Raw genomic sequence first — 19,858 nt, 5'->3', positions numbered from 1 at the left:
CGTCGCCCGGCGTCATGTCCAGGGCCGGGCGAATCCGTCGCCGGTCGTGCGGCGCGCGGGGCGGGTGGGCCGTCGCCGGTCTCGGCGCCCGGTGGTGCGTCCCGGGGCGGGCGGCACCCGTCGCCCGGTCCTGCGGCACCGGCCGCGGGGGCCGTCGCCGGCTCCGCGGGTCCGGGCCCGGCGGCCGTCAGGCGCGCAGATGGGCCAGCAGACCGTCCTCGACCGGGTAGGGCGTTTCGCGGGGGAGCAGCTCCGCCGCCCCGGTCAGGTCACCGGCACGGACCTTGGCGTGCACCTCCCGGGCGAGCGGGGTCACATCGGTGACGGCCACCATCCACTCGTCCGCGTACCGCCGCGCCGCCGGGCCGGAGAGGCCCAGCTGGAGCGAGCGGTACGGCAGCGGGTTGAGCCGCAGGTCACGTTCGGGGTCCCACTGCACGCGGGCCGGGGAGCGCTTCAGCTCCTGCCGCCAGGCGGCGTGGTCGGTGTGGAGGTGCGCCACGTAGTGGGAGAGGCACGCGTTCCGCAGCGCCCAGGCGAAGCCCTCGCGGGTGATCTCGACGGCCAGAACGGTCTCCTGGCCCTCCTTGGTCGCCCAGCCGCAGCGGTACATCATCCACAGGAACGACGGCTTGATCCAGGTCATCCGGTCCCGCTTCCAGGCCACCGGGAAGCGGCCGTCACGGGCGGCCGGCAGGCCGATGGCCGGCGGGTACGCCTGGTAGACGGTGATCGTCTCCGGCGAGTGGCGGGCGCGGATCCGGTACGCCGGCTCCTGCCCGGCCGCCGGCGACCCGCCCGTGCCGGGCCCGTGCCCCGTGACCTGCTCGGGACGGGGGTGCACCGGCCCGCGACCGGCCGGAACCTCCTCGGGGCGGGGTTGCGCCACGGCCCCGGACCTGCCAGGCAGGTCCCCTGCCGGCCGAGCCGGCCGCTGGTCGTCCGGCCGCTCGTGCCGGTGGTCGGGTGCTGTCGCGGCCGCCTGGGGCCTCGGTTCTGTCACCCCACGAGGATGGCGTCACCAAGCCGGGCCGGACCACCGAATTTGTCCGCTCCCGCCGGCAGCCACTCGCGGGCGCGGAGGCCGTTCGGGGCCTGGTGGCCGTTCGCTGTGGCCGGTCCGGGTTCGTGGCGGTTCCGTTCGTGGTGGCCGGTCCCGTTCGTGGTGGCCGGTCCCGGGCACGGTGGCCGTTCGCGGGGGTGCCGGCCGGGACCCGGGTTACGCGCCGACCTCACCGGCCGCGGCCGGGGCGGGACCGGCACCCGGACACCCGGTGGCCGGCCCGCGGGACCGGCAGGCACACCGCACACCGGTGTGCCCGCACAGCGATGCCGTCCGCACACCGTTGCCCGCCGGGGCGTCAGCCGGTGGCGGCCGGGGCGGCACCGCCGCTCGCGCCGGGCGGCCGACCGGTGCCGGGCGGACCGGCGACCGGCTGCGGGGCGGGCAGCTGACTGGGTGCGGGGCGGGCCCACGACCGCTGCGGGGCGCGCCCGCCTCACTCCCGCGACCCCCACCGCCTGCGCCGCCGGGCCGCGGTTCCGAGCCGCGTCCCTACCACCGCACCAGGGCGTACCGCTCCCTACCGCCGCATCACCGCACGAGTGCGTACCGCGCCCCACCGCCTCACCGCACCAGGGCGTACCGCGCCCTACCGCACCGCACCCACGGCGCCGTACGCCGCGGCTCAGCTCCAGACGCCGGTCGACGCGGCCCGGGCCACGTAGGAGGCGAAGGGCACCGGCTCACGGCCCAGCACCTGCCGGACGCCGTCGGTGGGCTCGGCGGTGTGGCCCTCCCGGTGCAGGGCGAAGAGCGTGTCCAGCGCCGTCACCGCCTCCTCCGGGTACCCCGCGGCGCGCAGCTCGGCCCGGTACTCCTCGGGGGTCAGTTCCGTGTACGCGATGGACCGGCCGGCGGCCCGCGCCATCGTGGCGACCGCCTTGCCGAAGGTGATCCCCTGCGGCCCGCTCACCTCGTACACCCGCCCGAGCAGACTCTCGTCCGGCGTCGTCAGCAGGGTCACCGCGACGTCCGCGACATCGTCGGCGTCCACGAACGCCTCGGTGACCTCACCGATCGGCAGCGCCAGCCGGCCGTTCCTGAGCGGTTCCCGCCACAGGTCCTCGTCGAAGTTCTGGAAGAAGTTGTTGGCCCGGACGATCGCCCATTGCCGGCCGGACTCCCGCACCGCGCGCTCCGCGGCCGCCATGCCCTGGCCGAAGCCCGGGCCGCAGTGTTCGAGGCCGCGGCCGGACAGCACCACGAAGCGCTCCACCCCGGCCGCCGCGGCCTCCGCCACGAAGTCGGCCACCGGCGCCGGGTCGTCCGGGGCGACCAGGTAGACGGCGGACGCACCGGACACCGCGGGGCCCCAGGTGGCGGGGTCGGCCCAGTCGAAGCGCACCGCGCTGGAGCGGGAGGCGGCCCGTACCGCCGCGCCCGCGAGCCGCAGCCGGGGCACCACCCGGCGGCCGGTCTTGCCGGTCGCGGCGAGTACCAGGACCTCGGGTGCCGGCTCCCCACCCCCCGACGGGGACGGAGCGGTGGAGGCGGCGGGAGTGGTGGCCGGCTGCGGCTGCCCGGCCGGGGCGGCGGGCTGCGACGAGTGCTGTGTGGTCATGACGAGCAGTCAACCGCCGTCGCTGTACCGGGGACATGGCCGCCCGTCCGCCGTGGATGTCCATCCGTACGCGGTCGGTGCGGGACGCTTAGGCTGGCGCCATGGATCCGTTCGACGACCTGCTGCGAGGGGTGCGCGCCGACGGCGCGGTGTTCGGCCGGTCGGTCCTGGCACCGCCGTGGGCCCTGCGGTTCACCGACGGGGCGGCGCTGACCCTCTGCGTCCCGCTGCGCGGTGAGGGCTGGATCGTCCCGGAGCCGGCGGCGGACGGGCGGGGCGGCGGCCCCCGGGCCCACCGCCTGCGGAGCGGTGAGGTGGCGGTGGTCACCGGACCGGAACCCTTCGTCTTCACCGACCGGCCGGAGACCCTCGCCGCCTCGCCGCCGTTGCACGAGGTGCACTGCGGCGTGCCGTGGCCCGGTGAGGGTGCCGGGCGGGACGTCGCGGCGGAGCTGGCCGGGGACGAGGTCGGGCGCACGGTGCTCATGGCCGGCGCGTACCACGTGCGCGGCGAGGTGCCCCGGCGGCTGCTGCGGGTCCTGCCGCGGGTCCTGGTGGTGCCGGACGACTACGACTGCACGGCGCTCCGCGACTACCTGGAGTACCAGCTGACCGGCGGCGCCTCCGCCCCGCGCCCCGGCCCGGCGGGCACCCCCGCGGGCGCGACGAGCGGGGCTCCGGACGCCGCGGAGGCCGCGGGCAGCACGGTCGGCGGCGGCCGGGGCCCGGGCGCCGGTGACGGCACTCCGGCCACCCCCGGCCTCATCGCCACCCCCCACCCCCGGCCTCGGCGCCGGCCCGGCCCCGGCTGGCTGCGGTGGCCGGCCCGGCAGCCAGATCGTGCTCGACCGGCTGCTGGACTGGCTGCTGGTGTGCACCCTGCGCGACTGGTTCGACCGGCCGGAGGCCGACCCGCCCGGCTGGTACCTGGCGCTCGGCGACGAGGTGGTCGGCCCGGCGCTGCGGGCCATGCACCGATCCCCGGAACGGGCCTGGACGCTGGCCGCGCTCGCCGCCGAGGCCGGGGTGTCCCGGACCACGCTGGCCAAACGCTTCCAGGAACTCGTAGGGGACTCGCCGCTGGCCTACCTCACCGAGTGGCGGATGGCCCTCGCGGCCGACCTGCTGGCCGAGCCCACCGCCACGGTGGCGGCGGTCGCCCGGCGGGTCGGGTACGCGGACGCATTCGGCTTCAGCTCGGCGTTCAAGCGGGTACGCGGACTGAGCCCCAGCGCCTACCGGGGGCGGGCGACGGCGGCCGGTGCCGGCGGGGAGCTCCCGGTGAGGGAGACCCCCGGCCGGCCGGTCGGACGTCAGACGGGGCCCGGTCCGACGGTCCCCGGCCAGGGTGCTCCGGGCCAGGCGGTCCCCGGCCAGCCGGCCCGCAATCAGCTGGTCCCGGCCCGGACGGCGCACGCCACCACGGGCGCGGCCCGCCGCCGGGCCCAGCGCTCAGCCGCCCCCTCCCACAGCCGCCCCTGACCAGCCGCTGATCCAGTACGGGCCCGGCTTCGAGCCCGGACGAGTACGGGCCCGGCGCGGATCCTGGACCAGTACGGGTCCCGCCCCGGGATGGAGCACGTGCCCGGACCCGATCCGGACGGTTACGGGTACAAGCCTCCCGGCCCCGTCCCCGCCCCGCGCGTCCCGGTGCGGGCGCCGGACCGCGCGGGCCCCGGTATGCCGGCGTACCGCGGGCCCGCACACAACCCGGCCCGGCCCGGTCGTGGCCCCCTACAGGCCCGGCACGGGCATGACACGAGCCCGTGGGGAGTCACGGAGCCTGTAGGAAGTCAGGGAGCCCCGCAGGGGGTCGTAGAGCAAGGCAGTCAGGGACCGGGGCGGGAGGGACCCGTAAGGGACACGGACAGCCAGGGGCGGGGCCGTAGGGGTCAGGCAGGCGGGGACAGCGGCGCCCCAGCAAGCTGGCCAGGGCGGGCCGGGACAGGCGGCCCCCGAAAGCCGGCCAGGGCGGACCGGAGCGGCGCCCGCCTCCCTGAGAGACATCCCACTCCGCCGGAACGTCACGCTTTGGCAAAAGCGGAAATGCGACGCCCGGGCGTCGGTGTTGTCCGGGGCGCGGCAGGCGTGGGCCCACACGGCCACACCGGACGTAACGCCTGACAGACGCAGACCCCGGCGCACGCCGGCGCACCCGTGGACCGGCGAGGAGGACCGTACGGTGAGCCAGTACATATCCCGGCTCGGCAACCTTCGAGGCCGTACGTCCGGGGCGGGGACGGCCGCGGCGCCCGCGCGCCACCGCTGGCACGGCATTCCGCAGAGCTTCCGGCCGGGGCGGTCCGTGCCGCGCCGGATCGCGATGCTGAGCGTGCACACCTCGCCGCTGCACCAGCCCGGCACCGGTGACGCCGGCGGGATGAACGTCTACATCGTGGAGCTGGCCCGGCGCCTGGCCGACCTCGGCATCGAGGTGGAGATCTTCACCCGGGCCACCACCGGCGGGCTGCCGCCGATGGTCGAGCTGGCCCCCGGGGTGCTCGTGCGCCACGTGGACGCCGGCCCGTACGAGGGCCTGGCGAAGGAGGACCTGCCCGCCCAGCTGTGCGCCTTCACCCACGGCGTGATGCGGGCATGGGCCGGCCACCGCCCCGGCCACTACGACCTGGTCCACTCCCACTACTGGCTCTCCGGCCACGTCGGCTGGCTCGCCGCCGAACGCTGGGGCGTGCCGCTGGTGCACGCCATGCACACCATGGCCAAGGTCAAGAACGCCGCGCTCGCCGAGGGGGACACCCCCGAACCGGCCGCCCGGGTCATCGGTGAGACGCAGATCGTCCGGGCCGCCGACCGGCTCATCGCCAACACCGCCGAGGAGGCCGCGGAGCTGGTCCGGTACTACGACGCCGAACCGCGGAAGGTCGCCGTGGTCCACCCCGGCGTCAACCTCGACCGCTTCCGGCCCGTCCCCGTCCCCGGCTCGACCGCCGCCACCGTGTCCGTCCCCATGGCCACCACCCCCGCGGCCACCATCGAACGGGAGGCCGGGGTGGCCGCCCGGGACGGCAGGGCGGCCGCCCGGGCCCGCCTCGGCCTGCCGCAGGACGCGCTGATCCCGCTGTTCGCCGGCCGTATCCAGCCGCTCAAGGCGCCCGACGTGCTGCTGCGCGCGGTGGCGGTCATGCTCGACCGGGACCCGGGGCTGCGCTCCCGGATGGTGGTCCCGGTGGTCGGCGGACCCAGCGGCAGCGGGATGGCCAGGCCCGAGGGGCTGCAGAAGCTCGCGGCGCGCCTGGGCATCGCCGATGTGGTGCTGTTCCGCCCGCCGGTGGGCCAGGAGCAGCTCGCGGACTGGTACCGCGCGGCGTCGGTGCTGGTGATGCCCTCCCACAGCGAGTCGTTCGGGCTGGTCGCCATCGAGGCCCAGGCGTGCGGCACCCCGGTGGTGGCCGCCGCGGTCGGCGGGCTGCCGGTGGCGGTGCGGGACGGCGAGACCGGCTTCCTGGTGCAGGGCCACGACCCGGCCGACTACGCCCGGGTACTGCGCCGCTTCGACCCCGTGGCCGGCGACGGCGGACTGGTGACCCGCATGGGGACCGCCGCCGCCCGACACGCCCAGTCGTTCGGCTGGGACACCGCCGCGGCCGCCACGGCGGAGGTGTACCAGGCCGCGATGCAGGAGCGCCGTCGCCTACGATCGGCACATGCCCATGGGTGAAGCGGACGCAGACGCCGGCACGGTCATCGAGCGGACCCTCCGGGACGCCGGCCTGGAGTGGGAGAGCCCCGCGGACGGCACCTACGTGGTGAAGCTGCCCGGCACCCGCAAGCTCTCCACCACCTGCTCGCTGCGGGTCGGCCGGCACTCGCTGTCCATCAACGCCTTCGTGATCCGGCGTCCGGACGAGAACCACGAGACGGTGCACCGCTGGCTGCTGGAGCGCAACACCCGGCTGTACGGGATGGGGTACGCCATCGACCAGCTGGGCGACATCTACCTGGTCGGCCGGCTGCCGCTGGCGGCCGTCACGCCCGAAGAGGTGGACCGGCTGCTGGGCACGGTGCTGGAGAACGCGGACGGCAGCTTCAACACGCTGCTGGAGATGGGGTTCGCCTCCGCCATCCGCAAGGAGTACGCCTGGCGCACCTCGCGCGGGGAGTCCACCCGTAACCTCGCCGCCTTCGCCCGGCTGACCGGCGAATCCACCGACTGACCCGCCCGCCCCCGGCCCCCGGCCCGGCCCGCCGGCTCCCGCCGCGTTTCCCGTACGGCCCCCACCGCAACGGCCACCCACGCCCCGCCCGGCCGGTACCACCCGTACGGGTCGCTCTGACCCTTACGGGCCCCTGCGCCCTCCCTGCGGGTCCTGCAACCCCTACGGCTTGCGCCCCTACGGACTTGCGTCCCCCTACGGGCCACGCGCCCCCGACGAAACGCCGCGGCCCCTACGCCTCCCGCACCCCCGTACGGACCTCCCTACGGCACGTGGAGGTGATGGGGCCCTTCAGGGGCCCAACGGGGAGGGCGCCCCTCACCGCTCCCCGGGCACCGCCTCGCGCCCCCCGCCGTGCCGACCGCCCCCCGCCGTGCCGACCGCCCCCGCGGCACCGGCCACCGCGTCCTCCTGGGTCCCGGCCCCGGCGTCCCCCGGCACCCGCTTCCGCGGCGACGGGTCGTCGCCGTCCTTCCGCCCGTGGGCCGCGACCTCTCCCGAGGAGGCCGGGAGGTTGCGCATCAGCAGCCAGTAGCCGGCCGCCGCCACCGTGCCCAGGGCCGCGCAGCCGACCCACAGCCACCCGGCGCCGAACCGGTCGATCACCGCGCCCGCGGTCAGGGGTGCCGCCAGGGCCGCCACCGACCAGGACATCGAGTACATCCCCTGGTACCGGCCCCGGCTGTGGGCGGGGGAGAGCCGTACCACCAGGCTCATCTGGGTGGGCGAGTTCACGATCTCGGCGAGCGTCCACACCAGGACGGTGACCGCGTACACCGGCAGCGACCCGGCGAAAGCGGTGAGCCCGAAGCCGTAGCCGGCCAGCAGCGCGGAGACGACCAGCAGCCGGCGCGCGTCCCGGTGCTCGATGAACCGGGTCACCGGGATCTGGAGGGCGACGATCAGCACGCCGTTGACCGCCACCACCAGGCCGAAGTCACCGCTGGAGAATCCCGCGTCGCCCATGGCGATCGGCAGGCCCACGAACCCCTGCTGGAAGATGAACGCGATCAGGAACGACAGGCCGACGACGCCCATGAAGCGGGTGTCCCGCAGCACCGTGCCCAGCCCGCCGCCGTCCGCCGCCCCGGCGTCCTTCCCACCGGCCGCGGGGTCATCCTCCGGACGGGACTCGGGGACCTTCACGAAGACCAGCACCGCGCACGCCAGGGTCAGCGCCGCCTCACCGAGGAATCCGGCGAGATAGCTGTACTCGGCGATGAACCCGGCCACCGCCGAGGAGATCGCGAAGCCGAGGTTGATCGCCCAGTAGTTCAGCGAGAACGCCCGCACCCGGTCCTCCGGGCGGACGATGTCGGCCATCATCGCCTGGACGGCCGGCCGGGAGGCGTTGGACGCCATGCCCACCACGAACGCCACCGCGGCGATGGCCACCGGGTGCTCCATGAAGCCCAGGACGGCCACGGACACGGCCGTCGAGATCTGCGCGATGAGCATGGTGGGGCGCCGCCCCATGCGGTCGGTCATCACCCCCGCGCCCAGCGAGGAGATCACCCCGCCCAGCCCGTGCAGCGCCGCCACCAGGCCGACGTACGACGCCGAGTAGCCGCGCTCCATGCTCAGGTAGAGGGTCATGAACGTGGCGACGAACGAGCCGAGGCGGTTGACCAGGGTGCTCGTCCACAGCCACCAGAACTCCCGGGGCAGCCCCGAGACGCTCTCGTGCAGCGCCCGTCTCATGGCAGTGACAGACAACGTGATCCCCCGAGCTGTGTAAGTGGCGAAAGCGGCACGCGTACATTACGTCGCGCGGTTCGCGGAAAGCCACTCATTTGACGGGACGCGTCAACAGTCGCCGCCGACCGGACCGGACGCGGCCACCGGACACCCCTCGGCACCGGCCCGCCGTCCCGGGCGGTGAGACGGACGGCGGCCCGGCGCCGACCGGCCCGGGCCGTCCTTTACGCTCAGGGGCATGGCCGACGCACCGTACAAGCTGATCCTCCTCCGCCACGGCGAGAGCGAGTGGAACGCGAAGAACCTGTTCACCGGCTGGGTGGACGTCAACCTGAACGAGAAGGGCGAGAAGGAGGCGGTCCGCGGCGGTGAGCTGCTGAAGGACGCCGGCCTGCTCCCCGACGTGGTCCACACCTCCCTCCAGAAGCGGGCCATCCGCACCGCCCAGCTGGCCCTGGAGGCCGCCGACCGCCACTGGATCCCGGTGCACCGCTCCTGGCGCCTCAACGAGCGCCACTACGGTGCGCTCCAGGGCAAGGACAAGGCGCAGACCCTCGCCGAGTTCGGCGAGGAGCAGTTCATGCTGTGGCGCCGCTCGTACGACACCCCGCCGCCGCCGCTGGAGGACGGCGCCGAGTGGTCGCAGAGCGACGACCCGCGCTACGCCACCATCCCCAGCGAGCTGCGTCCGCGCACCGAGTGCCTCAAGGACGTGGTGAACCGGATGCTGCCGTACTGGTACGACGGCATCATCCCCGACCTGCTGGCCGGCCGCACCGTCCTGGTCGCCGCGCACGGCAACTCGCTGCGCGCGCTGGTCAAGCACCTCGACCAGATCTCCGACGCCGACATCGCCGGCCTGAACATCCCGACCGGCATCCCGCTCGCCTACGAGCTCGACGCGGACTTCAACCCGGTCAACCCCGGCGGCACCTACCTCGACCCGGAGGCCGCCAAGGCCGCCATCGAGGCCGTCAAGAACCAGGGAAAGAAGAAGTAAGCGCTCACGAGTAAGCCCCCTGCCTGCGGTTTCTCCGCCGGGAGGGGGCTTTTCGCTGCCTCTGGGCCGTATCCCGGCCGTCAGGGCGACGGCGCCGCGCTCTCCCCGCGTTCCGGCTCCTGTCTCCACTCCGCTCTGGCGCCGGCGCTCTGGAGCACAGCGACAGCGGACCGGGCCCGGTACGCAGACAGACCCCCAAGGAGGGTGACGGGCGCTCGGCGCGCCAGGACCCGGCTGTGCCACAAGCTCTGCCCGGTCACCTTGCGCACAGCCAGGATCACGTCCATCTCGCGGGGCCCACAATCGACGAGTACCACCTCGTGGGACGGGTCGTCGCAGACCAGTGTGTAGTACTCGGTGGACTCCTCGTCGGACATCTCGCCCTCCTGTTCTCGGCGAGCGGGAGCGTATGCGCCCACGAAGACGGCAGCCACGGCTTTTCAGGCGCGCTTGGCTCAGGTACTCCGTGAGGGCCTTGATGTTCCGGGTGGCGCCGTGATGAAGTCGTCCGCGGGCCGAGCCGCCGCGCGTGACGGCTCCAGCTTGCTTCGGTCACCGCCCCGTGACGCCCTCAGCCGCGTCGAACGGCGCCCGCCGGGGTCCCCCGTCTCGCCTACGCGCGGTCGGTGCCACCGGTTGCGCCGGCGGCCGCCCACCAGGTCGTCAGCCGGGCGGCCACCGCGGCCGGCTCCGACGGCAGCGGGTTGAGGCCGAAGTGTTCCACCAGCTCATCCCACAGGAACGCACGGATCTCCGCCTGGTCGGCGCCGCGCCGGAGCCGCTGGAGGAGAGGGGCGAGTATGCAGTCGTACTCGTCCTGCACGTCGTCGGCCACGCCGAGCGGATCCCACTCGTTGAGCAGAGCCCGCAGGTCGTTCTCAAGGGCGTCAGTTCCGGGTCGCATCACATCAGGGTGCCACGCGGAAGACGTTGTGATCAGTGGCGAGGGCGCAGGTGTGCGGTATCGAGCACGGTGATCACCGCGGATACGAGCCGCGTCCCAGGCCTGGTCGACCAGCCTCGAAGTGCCTGGTGCCGGTGCTCGGCGGGAGCCTCGAAGCCCCGGGGAGATATATTGGAGACCATAGAATATATCTCCGGAGGTGCACGATGAGTCGGACAGTGATCGATCTCGACGATCAGCTGGTGGCGGACGTGGCCAAGGCGCTCGGTACCAGCACCAAGAAGGAGACGGTGAACACCGCTCTGCGCGAGGTGCTGGACAACCGGCGGCGCGCCCTCGCGCTCACCCGTCTGCGGTCCGCGGCCCAGGACGGCGCGTTCGATCTCGATCTCTTCGAGGAGAAGGGGAACTACCGTCGGTGAACGCCGCGCAGTTCCTGATCGACACCAGCGCCCTCGCCCGCCTGCTGCGCGGTGACGGCGAACAGTACGGATGGGACCAGGCGGCGGCGGCCGGGCTGATCGCCACCTGTCCCATCACCGAGCTGGAGTTCTTCTACAGCGCCCGGTCGGCCGCCGACCGGGCGCGGGGCATCGAGGACATGCGCCTGGTCTTCGGCTGGGTGCCGGTCGATGACCGCGCCTACGACCGCGCCTGGCAGGTTCAGGAGATCCTCACCCAGCGCGGACAGCACCGCGGCGCCGGCGCTGTCGATCTCGTGGTGGCCGCGACGGCCGAGTTGCAGGGGCTGACCCTCCTGCACCGCGACCGGGACTTCGAGTGCATCGCCGCGGTCACCGGCCAGGCCCTCCAGTGGTACGGCCCCGAAGCCGGCAAGTGAGTAGCGCCGACGCCGGCGAGTGAGCGCGGCCGCGCAGCTCACGTCCGACTCCGGCCGACCCTCCCCGCCCCGTCTCCGCTCTCCGTCGTCGCATCCGCGCTGCGCCCCGTACGGGCAGCAGTGGTTCCCGGGGGCCGTCCCTCGTGGCCCGGTACGGCGGGGTGCCGGGGCCGGGCCGCGAGGCGGGTCACATGCGGGCGAGGATCTCCGCCTTCTTCGCGGTGAACTCCTCTTCGGAGAGGATGCCCGCGTTGCGCAGCTCCGCGAGCTGCTGGAGCTGGACCACGGGGTCGCCGGCGGGCGGCGCGGCCGTCGGGGCCGGGGCCTGGTGGACGGGGGCGGGCGGGGCCGGCTCGGTGGCCGGGACCTTGCCGAGCACCAGGTCGGTGAGGAGGGTCTTGATGCCGGGGGCCGAGGCGTGCGGCACCCGGAAGTCGATCGTGTTGCCCGACGCGACCACCACGACCTTGGTGTACATCAGCCCGTCCCGCTTGGTCACCACACTGGTGATGCTCTTGACCGGGATCATCTCGGTCCCTGCCCCGGAGCCGCGCACGCCGGTGGCCAGCAGGGACGCGCCGCCGGTCAGCAGACCGGCCGTGAGCTTCTTGCCGCTCACGCCACGACCCCGTGACCACTCGATCCGGTCGGAGTAGATGGCCACGTCGGCGTTCTTGCCGTCGATGTGGCTCTTGAAGGTCATCAGCGCGGTGCTGGACATGGGGGTGCTCCTGACGTCATCCCGGCGTGGTACATGCCGACTGCATCTAGACACCCGGTGGCCGAAAATGGTTGTGCTGTGAACGATCCCCGGGTCACCGCCGGCAGACCCCGATACGGACGGGAACCCCGGTACGGATGCGAAACGCCGGAATGGGCTGCGAGCCGGCGCGACCGGGCCGCACCCGACTCCGGCCCGGTGCGTCCGGGCCGCACGCGCCTGTCCGTACCGGCCGGACACATGGCAGGGCCCCGGCCGGAATTCGCCCGGCCGGGGCCCTCCGCACGGGTGACCGCGCGGTTCAGCTACCGCAGCCGCCCCCGCAGGAGCAGGAACCGCCGGACTGGCAGCCGCAGCTGCAGCCCGAGCCGCAGGAGCAGCCGCTGAGCGCGGGCGGGAGCGGGGACGAGGTGGTCGGGGTGGGGGAGGTGTCCGGCATGAGGTGCCTCCTGAACGCGGTCGATGGACGAACCGTTCGATTCCGCGGTCCATTCCACCGCGTTCCCGAGCGGCGCATCAACGGCGCGTAGAGGCACTGGCCAACGGTGTGAGGCGGCTCCGGTCGGCCACCGGCGCGTACCGGGGCGCACGACCGTCCCCACCGCGCGGGCGCACGCGCGCCCGGGGGCGCGGAGGATTTCGGGGGCGTACGCAGGGGCCCTTGGACGCGTCCGCCGAGCCGCCCCCCGTGGCGGCTCGGCGGACGGTGCGCGGTGCGCCGCCAGACCGGCCCCGCGGCCACCGGCTCACGCACGTATGCCGACGGGAGGCCGACCCTCTCCCGGGCGGCCCGCCGCCCGTGGTCGCTCGGCGCACGCCCGTACGCCGGCGCCTGCACCAACGGGAGGCCGCCCCCGGACGCCCGCCCCAACGAGCGGCCGGCCGCCGCCCGGCCGCGCCCGCGTGCCGCCCGTCAGGCCCCTTCGACCGGTTCCGCGGTGACGATCTCGTCCGCGTGCTCGCCGGTGACCAGGTAGACCACGCGCTTGGCGACGGAGACCGCGTGGTCGGCGAAGCGCTCGTAGTAGCGGCCGAGGAGGGTGACGTCCACCGCCGTCTCGATGCCGTGCTTCCAGCGGTCGTCCATCAGGTGCTGGAAGAGCGCCCGGTGCAGCAGGTCGATCGCGTCGTCGTCCTGTTCCAGCTGGAGGGCGAGGTCGATGTCCTTGGTGATGATCACCTCGGCGGCCTTGGCCATCAGCCGCTGGGCGAGCTGGCCCATCTCCAGGATGGTGGCGTGCAGGTCCTGCGGCACGGCGGCCTCGGGGAAGCGCAGCCGGGCCAGCTTGGCCACGTGCTGCGCGAGGTCGCCGGAGCGCTCCAGGTCGGCGCTCATCCGCAGGCTGGTGACGACGATCCGCAGGTCGGTGGCGACCGGCTGCTGCCGGGCCAGCAGGGCGATGGCGCGCTGCTCCAGGTCACGCTGGAGGTCGTCGATCTTCTCGTCCGCGGCGATGACACTCTCGGCGAGCTTGAGGTCGGTGTCGAGTATCGCCGTGGTGGCCCGGCCGATCGCCGAGCCGACGAGCCGGGCCATCTCGACCAGGCTCTCGCCTATCGAGTCCAGCTCCTCGTGGTACGCGTCCCGCATCAGTGACCTTCTCTCGCTGTCGGTTCTCGGGTGGGGTGGCGTGTCCTGTCCCGCGTCTCCGGCGTTGCGTGGCACGTCGGTGGGGGAGGCGTGGGGCGGTCGTTCCCCACGCCCCCAACGTCAGGCCGAAACACGTCCGGTTTCGACATCCTGTCTGAACCAGGAGGGTCCTTTCGATGAACTCTAAGCAACTTACGCTTTCCCTATCAGCGCATCGGTGGTAGCGCTCGCGGTCCCCGCCACCGCCAGTGGGCCCAGGAATACGGGGGCTGTACACGGGTCGTACGGAGTGAACCGGCCGAGACTCCCCGGTGAACTCTCGGCAACGTCTGTTCGAGCGATGGTGAGAGCGGCTGTGGAGCTGTCTCATTCCGTGCATAACCTGGATGCATGAACGTGGACGCGGCGGTCGCCGCACTGGCAGCGATCGCCGGTCTGTGCACCGGCGTGATCGCGATGCTGGCGTTCCGCTGGAGCGAACGCGACCAGGCCAGGCCCACCCGGACCTCCCTGCACACCGAGGCGGCCCTGCCGCCGGGCGTGGACACCGTGCTGTCGGTGCTGCGCTCCTCGGCCGTGGTGCTCGACGAGGCGGACGCGGTGGTCAAGGCCAGCTCCGCCGCCTACGCCCTCGGGCTGGTGCGCGGGGGCAGGCTCGCCGTGGAACCGATGCTCGCGATGGCCCGGGACACCCGCCGGGACGGCGAGATACGCCAGATCGAGCTGGACCTGCCGCGCCGCGGCACCGGGCGGGGGGACGCCCTCGCGGTCTCCGCCCGGGTCGCCCCGCTCGGCTCCCGGCTGGTGCTGCTCCTGGTGGAGGACCTCACCGAGGCCCGCCGGATCGAGGCGGTGCGGCGTGACTTCGTGGCCAACGTCAGCCATGAGCTGAAGACCCCGGTGGGCGCGCTGTCGCTGCTCTCCGAGGCGGTCATGGACGCGGCCGACGACCCGGAGGCGGTCAACCGCTTCGCCGGCCGGATGCAGATCGAGGCCACCCGCCTCACCAACCTGGTGCAGGAGCTGATCGACCTCTCCCGGGTGCAGAACGACGACCCGCTGGAGGACGCCGAACCGGTGCCGGTGGAGGAACTCGTCGCCGAGGCGATCGACCGCTGCCGCCACCAGGCCGGCACCAAGCAGATCACCATCGCCTCCAACGTGGGTGGTCCGGAGGACCCGCCCGCGGAGGGCGACACGGGAGCGGCCCTCCCCCAGCTGCACGTGTGGGGCAACCGCGGCCAGCTGGCGGCGGCCCTGGGCAACCTGGTGGAGAACGCCGTCAACTACAGCCCCGCGCGGACCCGGGTGGGCATCGCCGCCCGCCGGGTGGCCGCCCCCGGCGGCGACCTGATCGAGATAGCGGTCACCGACCAGGGGATCGGCATCTCCGAGAAGGACCGGGAGCGGATCTTCGAGCGGTTCTACCGCGTGGACCCGGCCCGCTCGCGGCAGACCGGCGGGACCGGCCTCGGCCTCGCCATCGTCAAGCACGTGGCCGCCTCGCACGGCGGGGAGGTCACGGTGTGGAGCGCCGAAGGCCAGGGCTCCACCTTCACCCTGAGACTCCCGGAGGCCGGCAGCGTCCGGGACCGGAACGAAGCCGAGGCGGAGCGCGAACGCCGCCACGGCAGCCGCTCGCTGCTCGGCCCCGAGGAACTCGACGACGAGGACCCGGACCGGGCGTACGAGACCTTCACCAACGATCCACTTTCCCCGGAGGTCCTTCCGTGACCCGTGTGCTCGTCGTCGAGGACGAAGAGTCGTTCAGCGACGCGTTGTCGTACATGCTCCGCAAGGAGGGCTTCGAGGTCGCCATCGCGACCACCGGGCCCGAGGGGCTGGACGAGTTCGAGCGGAACGGCGCCGACCTGGTGCTGCTCGACCTGATGCTGCCGGGGCTGCCCGGCACCGAGGTCTGCCGCCAGCTGCGCGGCCGCTCCAACGTCCCGGTCATCATGGTGACCGCCAAGGACAGCGAGATCGACAAGGTGGTCGGGCTCGAAATAGGAGCCGACGACTACGTGACCAAGCCGTTCTCCTCGCGCGAGCTGGTGGCCCGCATCCGCGCGGTGCTGCGCCGCCGCGGCGAGCCGGAGGAGGTCGCCCCGGCGGCGCTGGAGGCCGGCCCGGTGCGGATGGACGTGGACCGGCACGTGGTGACGGTCGCCGGCGGCAAGGTGGACCTGCCGCTGAAGGAGTTCGACCTGCTGGAGATGCTGCTGCGCAACGCCGGCCGGGTGCTGACCCGGATGCAGCTGATCGACCGGGTCTGGGGCGCGGACTACGTCGGTGACACCAAGACGCTGGACGTCCACGTGAAGCGGCTGCGCGCGAAGATCGAGCCGGACCCGGGCGCGCCGCGCTACCTGGTCACGGTCCGCGGTCTGGGCTACAAGTTCGAGCCGTGACAGCGCCCCGGCCGCACCGGCCGGTACGGCCGTCAGGGCGGCCCCGGAAGCGTTCCGGGGCCGCCCTGACGGCGTGGTGGCGGCCGGCCGGGGCCGCCCGGTGGTGCTGCTGATCGAAGGGCCGGGACCGTCCGAGGTGCCGGGGCCGCGCCCGCACCGCCGGGGCGGTACGGGCCGGACCGGACCGCCGGACGGTGCCGAGGGCCGGGGGCCAGCGGCCGGTGTGCCGGTGGCCGGCCGGAAACGGTCCCGTCGGGGGACGCTCCGGCCCGGGGAGGTCAGTGGCCGTTCGGGTCGGGCTCGCCGGAGGCGATGCCCTGCGGGGCGTCCGTGGCGTCGCCCGGCTTGGTGGCGTCACCCGGCTTCCCGGTGCCCCCCGGCTCGGTGGCGTCGCCCGGCTTCTCCGCGTCGGCCGGGGCGCCGTGCTCGCCCGCCTCGCCGGAGGGCTTGCCGGACGGCTTGCCGGTCTCCTCGGACTGCTGCGGCTGGTTCTGGCCGGGCGGGGTCTTCGGGCCCCACTGGTCGAAGTAGCCGGTGGCCGGCACCACGAACGGCCGCAGGGTGACCTCGCCGGTGGAGCTGAGGTCGAAGGTGACCTTCGGCGCGTCGCCGTCGCGGACGGTCTCCCGGCCGTTGTCGATGACGGCGGAGGCGTTGCCCTCGCCGCCCAGGATGAGCGTCCCGCCGGCCGGGATCTCCAGCTTGCCGGAGCTGCCCTTCGGCGGCAGCAGCCGGGCGGTGGTGCTGCCGATGGTGATGCTCTCCAGGGTCTGCGCCGACGTGCCGTTGTTGAAGATCTTGCCGGTGACCACGGCCGGGCCCTTGGCGTTCCGCTCCGGCTGCGTGACGACGTTGACGTTCTGGATCTTGACGAAGCCGACCGAGGTCGCGGCGTTGTCCGGCTTGATCTCCAGCGACTGCGCGTTGTTCCCGGCCGCGCAGGCGGAGAGCGGGGCGATCGAGAGCACGAGGGCGGTGGCGGCGAGGGCGCCGCGTCGAAGGTCGCTGCTCACGGCGGCGGCATCTCCTAGGACGAAGGAAAGGTTGGATCAGCGGCCTTAGGTTACCGAGCCGCCCACCGGGGGCCGCACCCGACCCGCCTCCGGACGATCTCCGGCGGGGCGGAATATCGGCCCCGGGGCCGCTCGGCGGATTATCGGTAAGGAATGCGTGCGCCCTCCGGGGGAATTGATCACGTCGTCGATCATCTGTGGCGTGATCAATTCGTGAATCCCTCCCGATGTGGCGCCGCGGGTCCGAACGGAGTACCGGAACCGGTGTCGCGGGACTCCGGCAAACCGGGACGTTCGGCCACTCGCGTGGCGGTCCGGCCGCTTGTGGCGGGCGTGTTTCGCGACGCCCGGACAGCGCCTCCCACCTGCGAATACCTCGTTCCGGACCCCCCTCGAAGCACGTCGCGGCCGGTGTTGTCAAGCCCCGAGATATGCCCTGACCTGCGAAAACGCCATTCAGAACAGAGCGTTGGCGTGTTACCCTGGATAGCCACGGAAGGGGTACCTGTCACATGACGTTCAAGGTTGGCGACACCGTGGTCTATCCCCATCACGGGGCCGCGCTGATCGAGGCCATCGAAACTCGCCAGATCAAAGGCGTGGACAAGACCTACTTGGTGCTGAAGGTCGCTCAGGGCGACCTCACGGTTCGTGTGCCTGCGGACAATGCCGAGTTCGTCGGTGTCCGCGATGTGGTCGGCCAGGACGGGCTGGACCGGGTCTTCGAGGTGCTGCGCGCACCGTACGCGGAGGAGCCGACGAACTGGTCCCGTCGTTACAAGGCAAATCTTGAGAAGCTCGCCTCCGGTGACGTGATCAAGGTCGCCGAGGTCGTCCGCGACCTGTGGCGCCGTGAGCGCGAGCGGGGCCTCTCCGCCGGCGAGAAGCGGATGCTGGCCAAGGCCCGCCAGATCCTGGTGAGCGAACTCGCACTCGCCGAGAGCACCAACGAGGACAAGGCCGAGGCTCTGCTCGACGAGGTCCTCGCGTCCTGATACGTACGAATGCCGCGGTGCCCGCGTGACATGACCCGGATCGCCGATCCGCGAGTGTCCTCGCCGGGCGCTGCGGCATCTGTGCACCACATCCGCACCACGCGCACCGCACCACGCGCCGGACCGCACCCGCCGCCCGTACCGTGGCGACGGTCGGCCGCCGTCGGTGGACGCCCGCGTGGCCGGCCCGGAGAAGCGCCGGTCACGGCCGGCCACGTGAGGACACCGTGGCGGGTACTTCCACACGTCGTCGTGTGGCGAACGGGCGTGCCGGGCCCGGGCCGTCACCCAGCCACCAACGCTGGGCGATGCCCCCAGACCAGTGGTCACGGAAGGGTCCGGTCGGGGCGATCGTGCTCGGCACTCTCCCCCGGGCTCCATGAGCAGGGGGCACCCCCAGCCATACCCATTTCGGCCGAGGAAGCAAACCTGAACGCGAACGCAATGTCCGCCCCGGAGAGCGCCGAGCGCCCCGGGCGGTCTCCCGGAACGGCCGTGGTCATCCCCGCGGCAGGTCGTGGCGTGCGACTGGGCCCCGGGGCCCCCAAGGCGCTCCGCACGCTCAGCGGCGTCCCGATGCTGGTGCACGCGGTCCGTGCGATGGCCGGATCGCGTGCCGTCTCGCTGGTCGTCGTGGTCGCGCCGCCGGACGGCGTGGCCGAGGTCCGCCGGCTGCTCGACGAACACCCGCTGCCCGGCTCCACCGAGCTGCTGGTCGTCGCCGGCGGCGCCACCCGCCAGGAGTCGGTCCGCCAGGGGCTCGCCGCGCTGCCGGACGACGTCACCACCGTGCTGGTGCACGACGCCGCCCGCCCGCTGGTGCCGGTGGACACGGTGGACGCGGTGGTCGCCGCGGTGCACGAGGGGGCGCCCGCGGTCGTCCCGGCGCTGCCGCTGGCCGACACCGTCAAGCAGGTCGAGCCGCGCACCGGCGAGCGGGCCGGTGAACCGGAGCCGGTCGTCGCCACCCCGGACCGGTCGCTGCTGCGCGCGGTGCAGACCCCGCAGGGCTTCGACCGCGACACGCTGCTGGCGGCGCACGAGAAGATCACCCTCCAGGGCGAGGGGGCCACCGACGACGCCGGCATGGTGGAGCGGCTCGGCGTCGAGGTGGTGGTGGTGCCCGGCCACGAGGAGGCGTTCAAGGTGACCCGGCCGCTGGACCTGGTGCTGGCCGAGGCGGTCCTGGCCCGGCGGAGGGCCACCGATGGCTTCTGAGCGTCCGGTGATCCCGCTGGTGGGGATCGGCACCGACACCCATGCCTTCGAGGAGGGCCGCGAGCTGTGGTGCGCGGGCCTGCTCTGGGACGACCCGGAGAACGCCGGCCGCGGTCTGGCCGGGCACTCCGACGCCGACGTGGTGGCGCACGCGGCGTGCAACGCGCTCTTCTCCGCGGCGGGCCTGGGCGACCTGGGCGCCCACTTCGGCACCGGGCGCCCGGAGTGGGCCGGCGCCTCCGGGACCACCCTGCTCACCGAGGCGGCCCGGATCGTCCGCGCGGCCGGGTTCGAGATCGGCAACGTGGCGGTCCAGGTCGTCGGCTCCCGGCCCAAGATCGGCAAGCGCCGGGACGAGGCCCAGCGGCTGCTGTCCGGCACCGTCGGGGCCCCGGTCTCGCTCTCCGGCGCCACCACCGACGGCCTCGGCTATCCCGGTCGGGGCGACGGCCTCACCGCGATCGCCACCGCGCTGGTGTACCGCACCGGCGACTGACCGCCGACCCACCGGCGGGCCACGGCCCGGGGCCGGCCCGGGCACCCACCCGGCCGGCACCCGGGCCGCCGCACGTCCGGGGGCCGGCCGCACGTCCGGCTGCACCCGCCCGGGGGCATGGAGGAATAAGCGGAGCGGCCGCGGTGGTACGGAGCATCCCTGAGGGGGGCC

General features: G+C 73.8%; 19 protein-coding genes and 2 pseudogenes. 12 read left to right on the top strand and 9 right to left on the bottom strand.

The window, feature by feature from the left end:
- Positions 1-187: 187 nt before the first annotated feature.
- Both IHE55_RS12535 and IHE55_RS12530 read right to left on the bottom strand, forming a co-directional pair.
- Positions 188-760, bottom strand: a complete 573-nt coding sequence (locus IHE55_RS12535) for a DUF4291 domain-containing protein (RefSeq protein ID WP_307826874.1) — start codon at positions 758-760, stop codon at positions 188-190.
- A gap of 928 nt (positions 761-1,688) precedes the next feature.
- On the bottom strand, positions 1,689-2,624 hold the full coding sequence (locus IHE55_RS12530; protein ID WP_197989108.1) for an NAD(P)H-binding protein: 936 nt from the start codon (positions 2,622-2,624) through the stop codon (positions 1,689-1,691).
- Positions 2,625-2,725: 101 nt separating this feature from the next.
- On the opposite strand from IHE55_RS12530, the pseudogene IHE55_RS12525 reads away from it, so the two are divergent.
- The 4 genes and pseudogenes from IHE55_RS12525 to IHE55_RS12510 all read left to right on the top strand — a co-directional run.
- A pseudogene (locus tag IHE55_RS12525) lies at positions 2,726-3,245 on the top strand (cupin domain-containing protein); the annotation flags it as partial.
- Positions 3,246-3,440: 195 nt separating this feature from the next.
- A pseudogene (locus IHE55_RS12520) lies at positions 3,441-3,887 on the top strand (helix-turn-helix transcriptional regulator); the annotation flags it as partial.
- Positions 3,888-4,806: 919 nt separating this feature from the next.
- Complete coding sequence (locus IHE55_RS12515) at positions 4,807-6,303, top strand: glycosyltransferase (RefSeq protein ID WP_372442660.1); 1,497 nt, start codon at positions 4,807-4,809, stop codon at positions 6,301-6,303.
- The gene (locus IHE55_RS12510) at positions 6,290-6,799 is read left to right on the top strand and encodes a type III secretion system chaperone family protein (protein ID WP_232265540.1); all 510 of its coding nucleotides are present in this window, start codon (positions 6,290-6,292) and stop codon (positions 6,797-6,799) included. Before IHE55_RS12515 ends, IHE55_RS12510 begins: the two co-directional genes overlap by 14 nt.
- 318 nt (positions 6,800-7,117) lie before the next feature.
- Here the strand turns inward: IHE55_RS12510 and IHE55_RS12505 are convergent, their stop codons facing one another.
- The gene (locus IHE55_RS12505) at positions 7,118-8,515 is read right to left on the bottom strand and encodes an MDR family MFS transporter (protein WP_197989107.1); all 1,398 of its coding nucleotides are present in this window, start codon (positions 8,513-8,515) and stop codon (positions 7,118-7,120) included.
- A 220-nt stretch (positions 8,516-8,735) separates the two neighbouring features.
- Here IHE55_RS12505 and IHE55_RS12500 point away from each other — a divergent pair, with 220 nt between their 5' ends.
- On the top strand, positions 8,736-9,497 hold the full coding sequence (locus tag IHE55_RS12500) for a phosphoglyceromutase (RefSeq protein WP_197989106.1): 762 nt from the start codon (positions 8,736-8,738) through the stop codon (positions 9,495-9,497).
- Between the two features lie 80 nt (positions 9,498-9,577).
- Here the strand turns inward: IHE55_RS12500 and IHE55_RS12495 are convergent, their stop codons facing one another.
- Entirely contained in the window at positions 9,578-9,916 is a 339-nt protein-coding gene (locus tag IHE55_RS12495; protein ID WP_307826628.1) for a ribosomal protein L7/L12, read from the bottom strand.
- 194 nt (positions 9,917-10,110) lie between these two features.
- Positions 10,111-10,401: a hypothetical protein gene (locus IHE55_RS12490; RefSeq protein ID WP_197989105.1), complete on the bottom strand. Its 291-nt coding sequence runs from the start codon at positions 10,399-10,401 to the stop codon at positions 10,111-10,113.
- A gap of 206 nt (positions 10,402-10,607) precedes the next feature.
- Between IHE55_RS12490 and IHE55_RS12485 the strand changes: the two genes are divergently transcribed.
- Complete coding sequence (locus IHE55_RS12485; protein WP_197989104.1) at positions 10,608-10,823, top strand: type II toxin-antitoxin system VapB family antitoxin; 216 nt, start codon at positions 10,608-10,610, stop codon at positions 10,821-10,823.
- Entirely contained in the window at positions 10,820-11,242 is a 423-nt protein-coding gene (locus tag IHE55_RS12480; RefSeq protein ID WP_197989103.1) for a PIN domain nuclease, read from the top strand. Before IHE55_RS12485 ends, IHE55_RS12480 begins: the two co-directional genes overlap by 4 nt.
- Before the next feature lie 187 nt (positions 11,243-11,429).
- Here the strand turns inward: IHE55_RS12480 and IHE55_RS12475 are convergent, their stop codons facing one another.
- From IHE55_RS12475 to phoU, 3 genes are all read right to left on the bottom strand, one after another.
- On the bottom strand, positions 11,430-11,963 hold the full coding sequence (locus tag IHE55_RS12475; protein WP_197989102.1) for an SHOCT domain-containing protein: 534 nt from the start codon (positions 11,961-11,963) through the stop codon (positions 11,430-11,432).
- 305 nt (positions 11,964-12,268) lie between these two features.
- Complete coding sequence (locus IHE55_RS12470) at positions 12,269-12,460, bottom strand: hypothetical protein (RefSeq protein WP_197989101.1); 192 nt, start codon at positions 12,458-12,460, stop codon at positions 12,269-12,271.
- A gap of 416 nt (positions 12,461-12,876) precedes the next feature.
- A complete protein-coding gene (gene phoU, locus IHE55_RS12465; protein ID WP_197989100.1) occupies positions 12,877-13,554 on the bottom strand; it encodes a phosphate signaling complex protein PhoU in 678 nt (225 codons plus the stop codon).
- Positions 13,555-13,944: 390 nt separating this feature from the next.
- Here phoU and phoR point away from each other — a divergent pair, with 390 nt between their 5' ends.
- Positions 13,945-15,288: a two-component system sensor histidine kinase PhoR gene (phoR, locus tag IHE55_RS12460; RefSeq protein ID WP_197989099.1), complete on the top strand. Its 1,344-nt coding sequence runs from the start codon at positions 13,945-13,947 to the stop codon at positions 15,286-15,288.
- Between the two features lie 5 nt (positions 15,289-15,293).
- Entirely contained in the window at positions 15,294-15,965 is a 672-nt protein-coding gene (gene phoP / locus IHE55_RS12455; RefSeq protein WP_504740323.1) for a two-component system response regulator PhoP, read from the top strand.
- Between the two features lie 278 nt (positions 15,966-16,243).
- Here phoP and IHE55_RS12450 read toward each other — a convergent pair whose 3' ends face one another.
- A complete protein-coding gene (locus IHE55_RS12450; RefSeq protein WP_197989097.1) occupies positions 16,244-16,978 on the bottom strand; it encodes a DUF461 domain-containing protein in 735 nt (244 codons plus the stop codon).
- Positions 16,979-17,490: 512 nt separating this feature from the next.
- Here IHE55_RS12450 and IHE55_RS12445 point away from each other — a divergent pair.
- From IHE55_RS12445 to ispF, 3 genes are all read left to right on the top strand, one after another.
- Positions 17,491-17,973, top strand: coding sequence for a CarD family transcriptional regulator (locus tag IHE55_RS12445; protein ID WP_009716930.1), 483 nt, complete (start codon positions 17,491-17,493; stop codon positions 17,971-17,973).
- 444 nt (positions 17,974-18,417) lie between these two features.
- Positions 18,418-19,191, top strand: a complete 774-nt coding sequence (ispD, locus tag IHE55_RS12440) for a 2-C-methyl-D-erythritol 4-phosphate cytidylyltransferase (protein WP_197989096.1) — start codon at positions 18,418-18,420, stop codon at positions 19,189-19,191.
- Positions 19,181-19,687 (top strand): 2-C-methyl-D-erythritol 2,4-cyclodiphosphate synthase, encoded by a 507-nt coding sequence (ispF, locus tag IHE55_RS12435; RefSeq protein ID WP_197989095.1) that lies wholly within the window; start codon positions 19,181-19,183, stop codon positions 19,685-19,687. The genes ispD and ispF overlap by 11 nt, the downstream gene beginning before the upstream one ends.
- Positions 19,688-19,858 lie beyond the last annotated feature (171 nt).

The organism is Streptomyces pactum, from assembly GCF_016031615.1.
GTDB classification, from domain to species: domain Bacteria; phylum Actinomycetota; class Actinomycetes; order Streptomycetales; family Streptomycetaceae; genus Streptomyces; species Streptomyces pactus.
This window is presented reverse-complemented; position numbering and strand designations above follow the sequence as displayed.

Excerpts from the sequence above, each read along its gene's own strand:
- IHE55_RS12490 (WP_197989105.1), bottom strand. The coding sequence starts at position 10,401 with ATGCGACCCGGAACTGACGCCCTTGAGAACGACCTGCGGGCTCTGCTC.
- IHE55_RS12445 (WP_009716930.1), top strand. The coding sequence starts at position 17,491 with ATGACGTTCAAGGTTGGCGACACCGTGGTCTATCCCCATCACGGGGCC.
- IHE55_RS12500 (WP_197989106.1), top strand. The coding sequence starts at position 8,736 with ATGGCCGACGCACCGTACAAGCTGATCCTCCTCCGCCACGGCGAGAGC.
- IHE55_RS12530 (WP_197989108.1), bottom strand. The coding sequence starts at position 2,624 with ATGACCACACAGCACTCGTCGCAGCCCGCCGCCCCGGCCGGGCAGCCG.
- ispF (WP_197989095.1), top strand. The coding sequence starts at position 19,181 with ATGGCTTCTGAGCGTCCGGTGATCCCGCTGGTGGGGATCGGCACCGAC.
- phoU (WP_197989100.1), bottom strand. The coding sequence starts at position 13,554 with ATGCGGGACGCGTACCACGAGGAGCTGGACTCGATAGGCGAGAGCCTG.
- phoR (WP_197989099.1), top strand. The coding sequence starts at position 13,945 with ATGAACGTGGACGCGGCGGTCGCCGCACTGGCAGCGATCGCCGGTCTG.
- IHE55_RS12510 (WP_232265540.1), top strand. The coding sequence starts at position 6,290 with ATGCCCATGGGTGAAGCGGACGCAGACGCCGGCACGGTCATCGAGCGG.
- ispD (WP_197989096.1), top strand. The coding sequence starts at position 18,418 with ATGTCCGCCCCGGAGAGCGCCGAGCGCCCCGGGCGGTCTCCCGGAACG.
- IHE55_RS12475 (WP_197989102.1), bottom strand. The coding sequence starts at position 11,963 with ATGTCCAGCACCGCGCTGATGACCTTCAAGAGCCACATCGACGGCAAG.
- IHE55_RS12485 (WP_197989104.1), top strand. The coding sequence starts at position 10,608 with ATGAGTCGGACAGTGATCGATCTCGACGATCAGCTGGTGGCGGACGTG.